General features: G+C 70.7%; 9 protein-coding genes and 1 pseudogene. 9 read left to right on the forward strand and 1 reads right to left on the reverse strand.

Annotated features, from left to right (window positions below; translation table 11 throughout):
* Positions 1-141 precede the first annotated feature (141 nt).
* The 6 genes and pseudogenes from P8T65_RS43240 to P8T65_RS43260 all read left to right on the forward strand — a co-directional run bounded on the left by P8T65_RS43240 (position 142) and on the right by P8T65_RS43260 (position 7407).
* Entirely contained in the window at positions 142-1311 is a 1170-nt protein-coding gene (locus tag P8T65_RS43240) for an ROK family transcriptional regulator (RefSeq protein ID WP_316730904.1), read from the forward strand.
* A 336-nt stretch (positions 1312-1647) separates the two neighbouring features.
* On the forward strand, positions 1648-2787 hold the full coding sequence (gene solA, locus P8T65_RS43245) for an N-methyl-L-tryptophan oxidase (protein WP_316730906.1): 1140 nt from the start codon (positions 1648-1650) through the stop codon (positions 2785-2787).
* Between the two features lie 130 nt (positions 2788-2917).
* Positions 2918-3035 (forward strand): annotated as a pseudogene (locus P8T65_RS47550) (polyamine ABC transporter ATP-binding protein); the annotation flags it as partial.
* Between the two features lie 112 nt (positions 3036-3147).
* Entirely contained in the window at positions 3148-3696 is a 549-nt protein-coding gene (locus P8T65_RS43250; protein WP_316730907.1) for an Lrp/AsnC family transcriptional regulator, read from the forward strand.
* Between the two features lie 321 nt (positions 3697-4017).
* On the forward strand, positions 4018-5541 hold the full coding sequence (locus P8T65_RS43255) for an ABC transporter substrate-binding protein (protein ID WP_316730908.1): 1524 nt from the start codon (positions 4018-4020) through the stop codon (positions 5539-5541).
* Between the two features lie 6 nt (positions 5542-5547).
* Positions 5548-7407, forward strand: coding sequence for an ABC transporter permease subunit (locus P8T65_RS43260; RefSeq protein ID WP_316730909.1), 1860 nt, complete (start codon positions 5548-5550; stop codon positions 7405-7407).
* Between the two features lie 526 nt (positions 7408-7933).
* On the opposite strand, the gene P8T65_RS43265 is transcribed toward P8T65_RS43260, so the two are convergent.
* A complete protein-coding gene (locus P8T65_RS43265) occupies positions 7934-9628 on the reverse strand; it encodes a PucR family transcriptional regulator (protein WP_399102559.1) in 1695 nt (564 codons plus the stop codon).
* 296 nt (positions 9629-9924) lie between these two features.
* On the opposite strand from P8T65_RS43265, the gene P8T65_RS43270 reads away from it, so the two are divergent.
* Genes P8T65_RS43270 through P8T65_RS43280 form a run of 3 tightly spaced genes read left to right on the forward strand, consistent with a single transcriptional unit; the run spans position 9925 to position 15529 of the window.
* Positions 9925-11193: an aminotransferase class III-fold pyridoxal phosphate-dependent enzyme gene (locus P8T65_RS43270; protein WP_316730910.1), complete on the forward strand. Its 1269-nt coding sequence runs from the start codon at positions 9925-9927 to the stop codon at positions 11191-11193.
* Positions 11190-14093, forward strand: coding sequence for an FAD-binding and (Fe-S)-binding domain-containing protein (locus P8T65_RS43275; protein WP_316730911.1), 2904 nt, complete (start codon positions 11190-11192; stop codon positions 14091-14093). Before P8T65_RS43270 ends, P8T65_RS43275 begins: the two co-directional genes overlap by 4 nt.
* A complete protein-coding gene (locus P8T65_RS43280; protein ID WP_316730912.1) occupies positions 14090-15529 on the forward strand; it encodes an NAD-dependent succinate-semialdehyde dehydrogenase in 1440 nt (479 codons plus the stop codon). Before P8T65_RS43275 ends, P8T65_RS43280 begins: the two co-directional genes overlap by 4 nt.
* Positions 15530-15590 lie beyond the last annotated feature (61 nt).

Consider the following 15590-nt stretch of genomic DNA (forward strand, 5'->3'; position numbering starts at 1 on the left):
TTTCGGCCTGGTTCCGTCGGAGTTGCTCGCTGCTGTGGCTGAGACTCTATCCATTTTTAGTTCCAGTTCCAACCTGAAACAAAAACGGTTCCCAAACCGGACCCGGCTCGCTCGATGTATCGGGCTCGCTATGGTCATGAGGTGACCAGCAACCCCACATCGCGCGACTACAACAAGGCCTCGGTCCTTGATGTGGTCCTGACCCGGGCGCCCTTGACGCGGAATGAGCTCATCGAGCTCACGGGCTTGAGCAAGGCCACGGTGTCCCGAGCCGTAGAGGAGCTTCGGGCGGATGGCTTCGTCATCGACGGCGGAGTCGATGAGGTTGTCGGCCGTGGCCGACGGTCCACCTACCTGGACGTGCCCGCCACGACCGGGCACGTCGTCGGTATCGGCTTCGGAGCGCAGACCACCTGTGTCCTCGTGACCGATCTGAGGGGCCGCGAGGTCGACCACGTGATGGTTCCCACCGCGGACCACGACGAGGTCAGGACCGGCGCAGAATGGCTGGTCGGCTTGATTGCGAAGGCCAGTGAGTCCGCACAGGGGCCACTGCGCCAGGTCGTCGCCGCAGTGCCAGGCCGGGTCCGGAACGGCAAGGAGATTTTCGGCCCGGCGGAGTCGCTGAAGATCTTCGCCGGCTCTGATCTTCAGCGAGCCGTCGCAGGCCTGATCAATGCTCCCGTGCTCCTCGACAGCGACGCCAATGCGTCCTTGCTCGGGATCCTCACCGACGACGCCACTGTCAGGAACGCCGCGCTCTTCAGCCTCAGCACCAACCTGAACCTCGCCAGCTGCACAGATCGCGAGCTCGCCCGCGGGCGGACACCTGCCTTCGGGGACATCGGTGTGCTCTCCTCCGGGGTTGACGATGAGATCCTCGGTGAGGTGCTGAGCACAAGAGGTCTTCTGCGCTTTGCTCGTGGGCGTGGACTCGACCTGGAACGCATCGAAGACCTCTGGCTGGAACCGCACGAAGAGATGCCGCGCGCCGAGGTGCTGGAAGCGTTCACCATGGCAGTCGCAACCGCTGTCGGCGTCGTCGCCGTGATGCTGGACCCTGAATCGGTCTACTTCGTGGGTCGATTGCGCCCGCTCGTCGAAGAAGTGCTTCCCGAGGTGCGCAGACGACTGGACCAGAGCCTTCCGGCGGTGCCAGAGGTCAGGACGGTGACGCAGGTGATCGGCCTGTCGACGGCACAAGGAGCGGTGTACGCGTGCCTGGCCTTGGCTCAGGACCGGCTACGGAACGCTGTGCTCGGGGCGCGTCGACAGGGTCAACCCGCAGAGCGATCCGCGCCCGCCTTCTGACTCGGCCGCCAAGCGAATCCACGCTTCATGTCGAAGCGAGATTCCCTGCTGCGCTGGGGGCTCTTCGTGCCGACGACTCTGCCTGTGCGAGGTCGAAGTGCGCGGCCATCCACTGGACCTCTTGACTCCCCCCTGAGCCGCTGCCATTCTCTGTGCCAGATAATAGCACAACATGCCATATTGTGGCACGACCCATCCGGGAGCTGGGGTGGATCCCCGAACCCGGGCGAACACGAGCCCTGGGGCCCAAGGGGGCGCACCCTTCCAAGTCGCCACAAAAGCATCCGCATGCTCGGGGGGCCAGCTTGCGGCCCGCTGATGCGAAAGGAAGATCCTGTGTCAGCTGCGAGGAAGCGCGTCGCGGTGGTCGGCGTGGGAACGATGGGCAGCCAGGCCGCCTGGCGGCTGGCCACCCGGGGTGCCGAGGTCGTCGGCTATGACCGGTTCGCGCCCGGCCACGACCGCAGCGCCGCAGGCGGTGAGACCCGCGTCTTCCGCAGTGTGCAGACCCACGACGGCCGCTATGTGCCGCTCGTCCGGCACGCCGACGCCCTGTGGAAGCAGTTGCAGGCGGAGACCGGGCGGGAACTGCGCCGTCTGACGGGAGCCCTGGTCATGGGGCCGGCCGACGACCCCGAGATGCGTACCGTCATGGATGGCATCGCCGAGCACGGCCTCGACCACGAGGTGATCGACACCGAGGCGATGACGAAGCGTTTCCCGCAGTTCCGTGTCGACGGCGGCGACCTGGTGGTCCTCGACTCCCACGCGGGGTTCGTCCGCCCCGAGCTGACGGTTCAGACCGCGGCCCGGCGTGCCGAGGAGCTGGGCGCCCGGATCCGCCGCTACACCCCGGTACGGGAAGTCACTCCCGTCGTCGGGGGAGGCGTGGAGATCCGCACCGACACCGACGCCGAGCGCTTCGACGCCGCGGTCGTCACTCCGGGCCCCTGGGTGGGCGACCTGCTGCCCGGCCTGCCGTGGGAAGTGAGCGTCTACCGCACGATCAGCGCCTGGTTCCTGCCCCACGAGGACCACCCAGCAGACGCCGAGCGTCCCGCCTTCATCCGCTGCGGCGACACCCCCTTCTACGGCATCCCGTCCCCGGACGGCCTGGCCGTCAAGCTGGGCCTGCCGCAGCCGCACCACAAGTCTGTGGACGACCCCAACCGGCTGAGCGGGACCGTCGCACCCGAGGAACTGGAGACCTTCACCATGGCGGTGCGACGCCACCTGCCCGGCCTGAACCCCGACCCGGTGCGCCTCTCCGTCTTCATGGAGGGCTACACCGACAGCACGCGCCCGCTGGTCGGTCCCCTGCCGGGCTGCGACGACATCGTCCTGCTGGCCGGCTTCTCCGGCCAGGGCTTCAAGATCTCGCCCGCCATGGGCGACATCGCCGCGGACCTCGCCCTGGAGGGCCGTACCTCCCAGCCGATCGACTTCATCACCACACACGGCCGCACCGCGGCCTGAACTCAACTCGGCGTCGCCACAGCGTCTGTCGAGGTGAGCCGCCGTCAAGCCGGCCACCGCGACAGGCAAAGCGCTGTCCTGTGGGGACGCTGTCGCCGTCGAAGAGCAACCGTGGAGATTGAATGAGCTTGGGCAGGAACTCGGCCTGACCGTCATCTATGTGACACATGATCAGGAAGACGCCCTGGTTCATGTGTGACCGCATCGCGGTCATACGCGTAGGCCTGATCGAGCAGTTCGACACCCCCGGGTGAGCCGGCCCAGGCGGTTGTCGCGGTCGTGGCGCCTCATGGTCTGCCGGCACCCCCGCTTGCCGTGGAGGTCTGCCACCTCGACCGATCGCGAAGGAGATGGTCCGCTGTGGACGCCGTCGACGAGAAGATCATCGCCGAGCTGACCCGCAACGCCCGCATGCCGCACTCGGAGCTGGCCGGCAAGGTGCTGCTGTCCCGCAATGTGGTGCGCCAGCGCATCGAACGGTTGGAGCGGCAGGGCCACATCGCCGGGTACACCATCGTCCGCGCGGGCGAGGGCACCGGCGATGTCGTCTCGGCGCTGGTCCTCGTCTACCGCCAGGACCGCATGCGCGGCGGCGACGTCCTGGCCGCGCTCAAACGCATTCCGGAGGTCGTTGTCTGCGAGATCCTCAGCGGCGACTTCGACATCATGGTGCGCCTGGAGGCCGCCTCGCTTGAACGTGTACGGAGCATCTGGGAGGACATCGCCACGATGCCCGGCGTACGGGACACGGTCACGGCGCTCACGCTGTCCAGCGTCGTCAACCGCCCGCGAGGAGGGCGGAGTTCCACGGCACCGGGGTGGGCGGCGCCGTTGCCTCGTCCCTGTCCTGTGGTGGCAACTCACGCTCAGGACACTGTGGACCCGAACCGGGTGCGGCGCTCGGCGTGAGGGCATCGTCGTGCCAGGGGGCCGTATGTCTCCCGCGAAGCCGTTGCGGGCTCCAATGACAGGCAGTTCGCGAGTACGCCGCCGACGCTCGCTGATGGGCGGAAGCAGGCTCGCGAGTCAGCCGGAGTGGGGATTAGCCAGGTGACTCCATGGCCGAGCCTTCGGGTCGCGGATGGCGTCACCTCGTACCCGGCAATCTCATTGGTTAAAAATTCACCTATCGAGGTAGATCAAGTAAGGGTTGCCTTATATGCTGATCGAGCCCGGCCCATCTGAGCGCGCACGGGCTCGTACCACTCTCTCCCGCATGACAGGACTCCCATGCGTACGACCTCCCGCGGTCTCGTCTTGACGCTTGCCCTCACTCCGCTGCTGGCCGGCTGCTTCGTGTCCGGCGCAGCAGGATCCGGTTCGGACACGGGAGACGGGTCGGCCGGTCGGCTGAGGGTCGCGCTCGCCCGGCCGCCGGTGCAGGCGCTGTCCACATACAGCGACGACGCCACCTTGCTGGGCAAGCTCTCCGTGGTCGAAGGCCTCACCGCCCTGGACAAGAACGGCGCCGCAGCTCCCGCGCTGGCGAAGTCCTGGAAGCAGAACAGCCCCACCACCTGGACCTTCGAGCTGCGCAAGGCCACCTTCCAGGACGGCACGCCGGTCACCGCCGACGCGGTCGTGAGCGCCCTCGACCACGCGGACGCCGCAACGCCCAAGCCACGTGTCCTCAGCGACGTGACCCTCACCGCGAAGGTCGAGGACGCCAACACCGTCACCGTCACCACCAAGGCCGCGGACCCGGTGCTCCCGCTGCGACTGGCCAGCCCGGTGCTGGCCATCCTCTCCGAAAAGGCGTACGCCAAGGACGGCACCGCCAGCGCGATCGGCACCGGAACGGGCCCCTTCAAGGTCACGAAGCTCATCGGCAAGTCCAAGGCCACGCTCGACCGTTACGACGGCTACTGGGGCGGCAAGGCCAAGGCGTCCGGCATCGACGTGACGTGGATAGCCGACGGCACCGCCCGCGCCAACGCCCTGCGCGGCGGCGATGTCGACATCGCCGAGTGGATCCCCACCGCACAGGCGAAGCTGCTGGACGCGAACACCCGGCATGAGATGCCGTCCGTACGGACCGACAGCCTCATCCTCAACACCGGCAACGGCATCTTCACCGACCCCGCGCTGCGCGCGGCCGCCCGCGAGGCCGTCGACGGCTCCGCGTTCGTCGACTCGATCTTCGGCGGCTACGCCGACCCCGCTCAGGGCCTGTTCGGACCCGCTGTTTCCTGGGCGGCCGACAAGCGTGTCGAGGTCACCGGCCGCGCCAAGGCCGCGACACCGGCACAGGTCAGGTCCAAGACGAAGGGCAAGGTCCTGCGTCTGGCCGCCTTCACCAACCGGGCGGAACTGCCCGAGACCGCCACCGTGCTGCAGCAGCAGCTGGAGAAGGCCGGGTTCACCGTAAAGCAGGACGTCCGCGAGTACACACAGATGGAAGCCGACCTCCTCGCCGGCAAGTACGACGCCCTGGTCATGTCCCGAGTGGTGCTCCTCGACACCGGCGACGCGGTCGCCTACCTGGCGAGCGACTACACGAGCGACGGCGTGTACAACATCGCCCGTCTGAAGGACTCCAAGGTGGACCAAGCCATCAAGTCCGCCGCCGAGGAAGGCGACACGACGAAGCGCCGGCAGATGATCATGGCCGCCGAGGCGCAGATCCTGCGCGCCGACGCCGTCGTCCCGCTGGTCCACGAAAGGGTCGTCCAGGGCATCGCCGCCGACGTCGAGGGCGTGCTCCTCGACCCGCGCGAGCGCTCCCTGATCGACGTCGACACCCACCTGAAGTAGCGGCCGATGAGCGTCATGTCGGCCGATACCGAGGCCCGCCCGTCCCGGTGGCGCGCGGGCCTCGGCCGCCTCACCGCCGGGGCCGCGCTGCTGACGGCCGTGGCCCTGCTGCCCTGGCTGTCCGGCAACGACCCTGCACTGACCGTCCTGCGGGCCCGCTCCGCCGACCAGGATCCCACGCCCGCCCAGCTGGCCTCCGTTCGGGAGCAACTGGGTCTGGACGAGGGACCGTTCGCGCATCTCGTGCACTGGCTGGGCGGGCTGCCGCGGGGCGACGCGGGCACATCCTGGGTGTCAGGGGAGGCGGTTCTGCCCCAGGTGACGAGCGCCTTCGCGGTCTCCGTCACGCTGATGTTCGGAGCGCTCGTCGTCGCCATCGCCGTCTCCGCACTGGTCAGCGCCCGCACCCTGTATCTCGGCTCCCGGCGACGGCTGCACCGGGGGAGCGGCGCCATCGGGGTCGCCGTACTCGCGGCGCTGCCCAAGTTCCTGCTCGCCTCGCTCCTCGCCACCGTGTGCGGGGTGTGGCTGGGCTGGTTCCCGTCCAGTGGGTGGGAGGGACCATCGTCGATGGTGCTGCCCGCGCTCGCCCTCGGCGTCCCGTCCGGGGCGATGATCGGCGGCCTGCTCGACCAGTCGCTGCCCGCCGCCTTCAACGAACCGTGGGCCCGGACCTGGCACGCCTACGGCTTCCCACCCAACCACGTCGCCCGGCACGCGCTGCGGCGCACGCTGGCCGGTGTGCTCCCGCAACTCCTGCCGAACGTCGTGGCCCTGGTCGGCGGCGCGGTCGCCGTGGAGAAGATCTTCAACATTCCCGGACTCGGCCGCCTCGCCCTGGACGCCGCCATTGCCCAGGACCTTCCGCCCCTGCAGACCGCGACCCTGGCCCTCATCCTGCTCGGCGTCGTCGCCGGCCTCCTCATCCATGCCCTGCGCCGCGCGCTGCTCGGCCCGGCTCTGCGGGACGGGGCTCTGCCCGCCCTGCACGCACCGCGCCTCCCGCGAGGGCGCTCCACCCGCTGGGTCGCGGGAGTCTGTGCCGTCGCGCTCCTCATCCTGGTCGTCGCCGGACTGCTCCGCGACCCCCTGCACGTGGACACGGCGGCCCGACTGCTCCCGCCCTCGGCCGCGCACCCGCTGGGTACGGACTCCCTCGGCCGCGATCTGCTGGCACGGCTGGGCCACGGGGCGCTGCGCACGGTGGGCATGGCCCTCGTGGTGACCGCGCTGTGCGCGCTCACCGGGCTGCTGCTCGGCATGGCGGCACAGGTCGGCGCGGGGCTCACGGAAGTGGTGTCGACGATGCCGGCGGTCCTCGCCGGGATGCTGACCACGGCGGTGACAGGCCCGTCGGCCCCGGGTGCCGCCCTCGCGGTATGCCTGGTCGGCTGGACCCCGTACGCCGCCCAGGCCGCGGCCCTGCTGGAACAGGAACGGGCCAGCGGCCACATGCTCGCGTCCATCTCCTTCGGCGCCGGCCCGCGGTATCTGCTCCGCCACCACCTGCTGCCCGCCGTACTGCCCGGCGTCCTGCGCAACGCGCTCCTGCGCCTGCCCACAACGGTCCTCGTACTGGCCTCCCTCGGCTTCCTCGGTCTGGGTGAGCAGCCGCCCACCGCAGAGTGGGGTCGCCTCCTGTCCGAGAACCAGCAGTACGCGGAACTGGCGCCCTGGACCGTACTCGGCCCGGCCTGCGCACTCGTCCTGTTCTCCGTCCTCGCCCTCTCCGGCACGGACGCCGCGGCTATGCGCCGCCCGACGTCAGTCCGGGTTCGGACGTCCCGCCGGTCCCGTAGGAGAGGTGTGCAAGGGGAGGAGGACAAGGTCAGTGCCGGGCGAACCGAACCCCTGTCGGTTGTATGACGCCGCCGTATCGCGGCAGCTCGACGGCGGACCTGTTCCCCAGCGCCTCGGGGCCTGCGCGGGGGCGTGAGTTCGGCGGCTTAAAGGCCCTGTCGTCACATTCCCGTCGTCGCCCGAAGGGCGGCCCCGCGGCGTCGTGGGGGTACCTCCCGGTCCGGCACGCCGAGACCGGGGGAGCGTGCTCTCGGCGTGCCGGGCACTGCCCCGCGTACCGGACGTACTCGGGTCAGTGCCCGGTGCGTCGAGAGCGCGTGCATGGCGTCGCGGGGCAGGCGGGAAGGTGACGACAGGGCCTAGAAGCGTCCTGAAGATCTTGAAAATGCGCCCGGCTTGCCCTACTTGATGGCGATTGACATTTACCGGCAATCCAGGGTGAGTTGGGCGGCCAGAGCAAGATCTTCAGCGGTCTCCTAGCAGCAGCTACGGGTGAGCGGGGGCGCGTACGCGGCGTTCCCCGGCAGGCCGACCGATCAGGATCGTGGCTCGTTCACCCCAGCCCGTACGAGTCCAGCGGCCGGCACGCCCGTCAGCGGACCCGCAGGACGTCGAGGGCCGTGAGTGCCACGTGCAGTTCGGTGCGCTGTTCGCCGGACTCGAGGTCACAGTCGAGGATCCGCTCGATGGCGCGCAGACGTTGGTAGACGGTCTCGCGGGACAGACCACCGGTGCGGGCGGCCACCGTCTTGTTGCCTGCCGCGTCCAGGTAGTGGCGCAGGGTGGTCAGCAGGTCCGTGCCGTGGCGGGCATCGTGGTCGGCGAGCCGGCCGAGCCGGCGTTCGGCGTAGTCCTGGATCCGGGCGTCTTCGCGGAGGGCGAAGAGGAGGCGGCGCAGGCCGATGTCGGATCGTTCGTGGTAGGAGCGTTCCGGAGGGAGAGGCTGACCGGGCTCGGTGGCTTCGGCGACGCGGGTCGCCTCACGGAAGGAGCGGGCGACGGCGGGGAGGTCTGTCGCCTCGCTGCCCGTGCTCACCGTTGTCCCGGGAACCAGGTCGAGTGTGGTGCGGCTCAGGTGTTCGACGACGGGTCGCCATGGTTGCTCGAGACGCAGGGACAGGAGCATGCCGACGCGGGTCGGTCCGAGGAGGCCGACGAGGGCCTGTGTTCCCTTCTTCTTCAGCTCCTCGGAGAGGAGCTCCTCCGCCTTGACCGCGTCGTCCTCGCCTGGGACGTCGGCGAGTACCGCGATGAAGCGGGAGTCCGCCGTGGGCAGGCCCAGCGCGGCGATCCGGGTCTCGGCGTCGTCGGGAGAGCGGTGGCGTTGTTCGACGAGGTCGCGCAGCACGCTGCGGTGAGCGGCGCGTTCCCACGGCGTGGGATGGGTGAGACGGGCGATGGTGAGAGCCATCGCGGTTCTCTCCAGGACGGTGACGGCTTCCGGGCCGAACGGGCCGGAGGGCGAGTGAGGAGCCGGGCTGGGCGGAGGCGGGAGCATGGCCACCCTGCCCCAGCGTTCGCCCTGGTACTCCACAGGCGTCACGAGCCAGCCCTCGGGGCCGGAGACGGTGGTGTGGTCGGCGGGTGGTGTTGCTCGGGAGCGCTGTTCCCACGAGGTGAGCGCCGCCTCGGCCGTGTCACCGGAAGGCTCACAGACGAGGGCCTGATGGACCAGGTTCTCCAGTACAACGGTGCGGCCGCTCATCTCGGCGGCGGCGCGTACGACGTCCTCGGGCCCGGCACCGCGCAGGGTGAGGGCGGTGAACGCCTCGTGGACGCGCTGGGTCCGCCGCATCACCTCGGCCTGGTTGCCGAGGATGAACGCGTGGACGACCTGGGTGACCTCCAGGAAGTTGACGTCCTTGGCCAGGGTGACGAGGGGCAGGCCGCGGGCCTGGCAGGCGTGGACCAGGGCGTCGGGCGGGCGGTGGTAGCGGCGGACCAGTTCGATGACCAGGGCCGCCGCGCCGATGTCGGCGAGTTCGTCGACGTAACGACGTACGCCGGCCGGCTCCTCGGGCAGAGGCATGCCGGTGGTAAGGACGAGTTCGCCGCCCTTCAGGAAGGAGGCGGGGTCGGTCAGCTCGGTGATGTGGACCCAGCGGACGGGCCTGTCGAGCCGGGACAAGCCGGTGACCACCTGTGGCTGTCCGGCGGCCAGGACGGGAAGGGCCAGCACGTCGGCCACGGTGAGCGGGCGGCCGACGGTGTTCATCTCGCGGCCCGGCACGCAGGCCTCGGGGCCGTCGGCGCCCGGCCCTGGAGCCGTGGGGTGGTTCTCGTTCACGGTGCCTCCATGGGGGTCCCGGCTCTGGTGCAGCCACGGAGCTTGGGGACGTGCCCGGTCACTCTGACAAGCGTCGCTGACCTGCGCAAGAGCCCGGAGACGGCAGCTACGGGGCGCAGGGGCGGGGGGTGAGGGCCCGGCCCGCCTGACACAACGTCCGGATACCGCGTCCCGGCCGGACAGATCGCGCGTTGGCGCGGCCCCGGTCCGCCGAGATGCTCGTCAGACCGCAGCAGAACCCCAGTAGAACCGACGCAGAAACGCAGCAGACCGAAAACCGAGGCCGGGAGACGAACATGACCGCACTGTCGCCGCACCTTCGCCAGGCCACGCCCGTGGTGGCGGCCCGGGGCGAGGGCGTCCACCTCTTCGACCAGGACGGCCGCCGCTACCTCGACTTCACCGCCGGCATCGGCGTCACCAGCACCGGGCACTGTCACCCCAAGGTCGTCGCGGCAGCCCAGGAGCAGGTGGGCACGCTGATCCACGGCCAGTACACGACGGTCATGCACGAGCCGCTGCGCCGCCTCGTCGACAAGCTCGGCGAGGTGCTGCCGGCCGGCCTGGACAGCCTGTTCTTCACCAACTCCGGCAGCGAGGCGGTGGAGGCCGCGCTGCGGCTGGCCCGCCAGGCCACCGGCCGCCCCAACGTCATCGTCTGCCACGGCGGCTTCCACGGCCGCACCGTCGCAGCCGCCTCCATGACGACCTCCGGTACTCGTTTCCGCTCCGGATTCTCCCCGCTGATGAGCGGCGTCGTCGTCACCCCCTTCCCGTCCGCGTACCGGTACGGCTGGGACGAGGAGACCGCCACCCGCTTCGCCCTGAAGGAGCTCGACTACACGCTCCAGACGATCTCCTCGCCCGCCGACACGGCCGCGATCATCGTCGAACCGGTCCTCGGCGAGGGTGGCTACGTCCCCGCCAACCACGCCTTCATGGAAGGCCTGCGCGAGCGCGCGGACCGCCACGGCTTCCTCCTCATCCACGACGAGGTGCAGACCGGCGTCGGCCGCACCGGCCGCTTCTGGGGCCACGACCACTTCGGCGTCACGCCCGACATCCTCGTCACCGCCAAGGGCCTGGCCAGCGGCTTCCCGCTGTCGGGCATCGCCGCCTCCGAGGAGCTGATGACCAAGGCGTGGCCCGGCTCGCAGGGCGGCACGTACGGCGCCAACGCCGTCGCCTGCGCCGCGGCGTGCGCCACCCTCGACGTCGTACGCGACGAGAAGCTCGTCGAGAACGCGGAGGCCATGGGCAAGCGGCTGCGGCAGGGCCTTGAGGCCGTCGCCGACCGGACGCCGGGCATCGGAGACGTGCGCGGCCTCGGTTTGATGCTCGCCACCGAGTTCGTCAACGAGGACGGCAGCCCCGACCCCGAAACCGCCGCCCGAGTCCAGCGCGCCGCCGTCGACCAGGGCCTGCTCCTGTTGCTGTGCGGCGCCTGGAACCAGGTCGTCCGCATGATCCCGGCACTCGTCATCGACGAGACCGCGGTGGACGAGGGCCTCCAGGCGTGGACGACCGCGGTCGAGGCCGGCACATCGGGAGCGGCCGAGCGATGACGGACACCGCCACGGCCCTGAAGCCGCTGGTCGCGCGGCTTGCCGAGACCGCTCCCGGCCTGCGGGTGGAGACCGGCCCTGGCTCCACCGGTCCCTACGCCTACGACGCCTCCAACTACCGGGTCCCGCCGAGGGCCGTGGTGTTTCCCCGCTGCGCCGACGACGTCGTCGTGGTGCTGCGGGCCTGCCGTGAGACCGGCATCCCCGTCACCGCACGCGGCGGCGGCACCAGTATGGCGGGCAACGCCGTCGGACCCGGCGTCGTACTGGACTTCTCCCGGTACCTGAACCGGATCCTGGACATCGACCCCGAGGCGCGTACCGCGCGCGTCGAGGCCGGGGTGATCCTGGACGTGCTGCGGTCCGCGACCGCCCTGCACGGGCTCACCTTCGGCCCCGACCCCTCCTCGCACAGCCGCTGCACCATCGGCGGCATGATCGGCAACGACGCGTGCGGTAACCGGTCCGTGCGGCACGGGCGCACCAGCGGGCACATAGAGGCGCTGGAGATCGTGACGGCCGGCGGCGTGCGGGCCGTCGCCGACCGGACCGGACTGCGGGCCGCCGACCCGGAGGACAGGGACGCCGTCCAGAGTGTCGCAGGTCTGGAAGCGGATCTGCGCCGCCTGATCGACGCCAACCTTGCGTTGCTCCGCACCGAACTGGGCCGTATTCCGCGCCAGGTCTCCGGCTACCAGCTGCATCACCTGCTGCCCGAGCACGGCTTCGACATGGCCCGTGCGCTGGTGGGCACCGAGGGCTCCTGTGCGGTCGTCACCGCCGCGACGGTCCGCCTGGTGGCGACCGCACAGGCTTCCACCCTCCTCACCCTCGGATACGACGACGTGGTCGACGCCGCCGAGGATGTCCCGGAGATCCTGCGCTGGAATCCCACTGCCGTGGAGGGCATGGACGAGGCGATCGTCGCCACCATGAGGGCCCGGCGCGGCCCCGACTCCGTCACCGGTCTCCCTGACGGCCGTGCCTGGCTGTACGTCGAACTCGACGGCGACGACCAGGCGGCCGTCGACGCCCGCGCCGGCGAACTGCTGGACGTGCTCAAGGCACAGGGCCGGATGACCGGCGGGCGGGTCGTGCACAGCCCGGCCGAACAGCGCTCGCTGTGGCGGGTCCGCGAGGACGGAGCGGGGCTTGCCGCCCGACTCGTCGACGGCGGGGAGTCATGGCCCGGCTGGGAGGACGCGGCCGTCGCCCCCGAGGAGCTGGCCGCCTACCTGCGCGACTTCCGCAAGCTGCTGGCCGCGCACAGCCTGACCGGCGTGCTGTACGGGCACTTCGGCGCGGGCTGCGTCCACGTACGCATCGACTTCGACCTCGCCACGGACACAGGGCGGGCCGCCACCCGCCGGTTCCTGTCGGAGGCCGCGGCCCTGGTCGTCGCGCACGGCGGAACCCTGTCGGGCGAACACGGCGACGGACGGGCCCGGGGCGAACTGCTGGAGGTCATGTACAGCCACCGGATGATCCGGACCTTCGCCGCCTTCAAGGAGATCTTCGACCCCGAAGGCCTGCTCAACCCGGGCGTCATCGTGGCCCCGGCCCCCCTCGACGCCGATCTGGCGCTGCACACCCCCTCCGACGTGCTGCCCGTCGAGACCCTCTTCTCCTTCCCACACGACGAGGACGGTTTCGCGGGCGCGGTACGCCGCTGTGTCGGCGTCGGCCGCTGCCGCAGCGACGCGGGCGGCGTGATGTGCCCGAGCTACCGGGCCACCAGGGAGGAGAACGCCTCCACCCGCGGCCGGGCCCGCCTGCTCCAGGAGATGGTGCGGGGCGGCACCGTCCAGGACGGCTGGCGCTCCACGGAGGTGCGTGACGCCCTCGACCTGTGCCTGTCCTGCAAGGCCTGCTCCAGCGACTGTCCGGTCGGCGTCGACATGGCCACGTACAAGGCGGAGTTCCTGCACCAGCACTACAGGGGCAGAGTCAGACCCCGCTCCCACTACTCCCTCGGCTGGCTGCCCCTGACGTCCAAGCTCGTCGGGTACGCGGCCCGCCCGCTGAACGCGCTGCTGCGCGGACCCGTCGGGAAGCTGCTCGCGCGCCTCGGCGGGGTGACCACCAAGCGCCGGATCCCGGCCTTCGCCTCCCGCCGCGCGGTGCGCCGCTCCCTGCGGGCGTCGAGGACCGGCGAACCGGCGAAGACGCTGCTGTTCGTGGACAGCTTCACCCGCGCCTTCCGCCCCGAGGTGGCCGAGGCCACGAGCCGCGTACTCGCCGACGCGGGCATCCCCTGCACGGCCGAGGACGACCTGTGCTGCGGCCTGACCTGGGTGAGCACCGGACAGCTGTCCCTCGCACGCCGCGTCATGGCCCGTACCGTCGCCCGCCTGGACAACGGCGACGAACGGCCCATCGTCGTGGCCGAACCCAGTTGCGCCGCGGCACTCAAGCGTGACGTGCCCGAACTCCTCGGCACCGACGCCGCCCGGCGTGTCGCGGCCCGCGTCCACACCCTCACCGGAGCCCTCACCGACTTCGCCGAGCCCGGCTGGACGCCCCCGGAGCTACCGGACAACGTCGTGCTGCAGACCCACTGCCACGAGTACGCCACCTTCAAGGGCCGCCACCCCCGCGACCTGCTCGGCCGCCTCGGCGTGGCGAAGGTCGACGAGGCCGAGGGCTGCTGCGGACTCGCCGGCAACTTCGGCTTCGAGGAGCAGCACTACGACACCTCGATGGCCGTTGCCGACCTCGCCCTCAAGCCACGCCTCGACGACATCGGCCCGGGCACACCGGCCGTCGTCGTGGCCGACGGCTTCAGCTGCGCCACCCAGATCGACCACCTCGCCGGAGACCGGGGCATCCGCGCCCTGCACCTCGCGGAACTGCTCGACCCCGCCGCCGACCGACCCGGACAACCAGGAGAGAACTCATGACCGACACGCCCACGCAGTTGTTCATCGGTGGTGCCTGGGTGGACGCCTCGGACGGCGCCACCATGCCCGTCGACGACCCCGCCACCGGCGAGATCCTCTGCCACGTCGCCGACGCCGGTGCCAAGGACGCGAAGCTCGCCGAGGAAGCGGCCGTGCGGGCGCAGGAGGACTGGGCGCGTACGGCGCCCCGGGTGCGCAGCGAGATCCTGCGCCGCGCCTACGAGATCATCATCGAGCGCACCGACGAGCTCGCCCACCTGATGACGTCCGAGATGGGCAAGCCGCTGGCCGAGGCCAGAGGAGAGGTGGCGTACGCGGCGGAGTTCTTCCGCTGGTTCTCCGAGGAGGCCGTGCGTATCGACGGCGGCCTCGCCACCCTGCCGGACGGCCGCAACCGCATGCTGCTCTCCCGCCGCCCGGTCGGCCCCTGCCTGCTGATCACCCCGTGGAACTTCCCGCTGGCCATGGGCACCCGCAAGATCGGCCCGGCGGTCGCCGCCGGTTGCACGATGGTGCTCAAGCCGGCCCCGCAGACCCCTCTGTCCAGCCTTGCCCTCGCCGCGATCCTCAAGGAGGCCGGGCTGCCGGACGGCGTGCTGAACGTCGTCACCACCTCCCGTGCGGGGGAGGTGTGCGAACCGCTCCTGCGCGGCGGGCGGATTCGCAAGCTCTCCTTCACCGGTTCCACGGCCGTCGGACAGCTGCTCCTCGCCCAGAGCGCGGATGCGGTGGTCCGGACGTCGATGGAGCTGGGCGGCAACGCGCCGTTCGTGGTCTTCGAGGACGCCGACCTGGACAAGGCCGTGGACGGCGCGATGGTCGCCAAGATGCGCAACATGGGCGAGGCCTGCACGGCCGCCAACCGTTTCTTCGTGCATCGCTCGGTGGCGGAGGAGTTCGGGCGGCGGCTGGCCGAGCGGATGGGCGCGCTGGTCGTCGGTCCGGGCACCCGGGACGGCGTCGACGTCGGCCCGCTGATCGACAGGCGGGGACGTGCCAAGGTGGAGGAACTCGTCAGCGACGCGGTGGAGCGCGGGGCGCAGGTGCTCGTGGGCGGCCGTACCCCCGAAGGCCCCGGCTGCTTCTACCCACCGACCGTGCTGGCCGACGTCGATCCCGGCAGCCGCCTGATGGACACGGAGATCTTCGGCCCCGTCGCCGCGATCCTCACCTTCGACGACGAGGACGAGGTGATACGCCGGGCCAACGACACCCCCTGGGGCCTGGTCGGCTACGTCTTCACCGAGGGCCTCGACCGCGCCCTGCGGGTGAGCGAGCGGCTGGAGGTGGGCATGGTCGGGCTGAACACGGGCCTGGTGTCCAACCCGGCCGCGCCGTTCGGCGGCGTCAAGCAGTCCGGGCTGGGCCGCGAGGGCGGCCGGGTCGGGATCGACGAGTTCCTGGAGTACCAGTACCTCGCGGTGCCCGTGAGCTGACGGCGGTCATGCCCTGACCGCGCCGCAGCACGCACCGCGACGGGCCTCACCCGTGCCCGGT

It is taken from the genome of Streptomyces sp. 11x1, from assembly GCF_032598905.1.
Classification (GTDB): domain Bacteria; phylum Actinomycetota; class Actinomycetes; order Streptomycetales; family Streptomycetaceae; genus Streptomyces.

What these genes read in the sequence shown, in the direction of transcription:
- P8T65_RS43255 (WP_316730908.1), top strand. Translation starts at nt 4,018, where the DNA reads ATGCGTACGACCTCCCGCGGTCTCGTCTTGACGCTTGCCCTCACTCCG.
- P8T65_RS43260 (WP_316730909.1), top strand. Translation starts at nt 5,548, where the DNA reads ATGAGCGTCATGTCGGCCGATACCGAGGCCCGCCCGTCCCGGTGGCGC.
- P8T65_RS43270 (WP_316730910.1), top strand. Translation starts at nt 9,925, where the DNA reads ATGACCGCACTGTCGCCGCACCTTCGCCAGGCCACGCCCGTGGTGGCG.
- P8T65_RS43275 (WP_316730911.1), top strand. Translation starts at nt 11,190, where the DNA reads ATGACGGACACCGCCACGGCCCTGAAGCCGCTGGTCGCGCGGCTTGCC.
- P8T65_RS43280 (WP_316730912.1), top strand. Translation starts at nt 14,090, where the DNA reads ATGACCGACACGCCCACGCAGTTGTTCATCGGTGGTGCCTGGGTGGAC.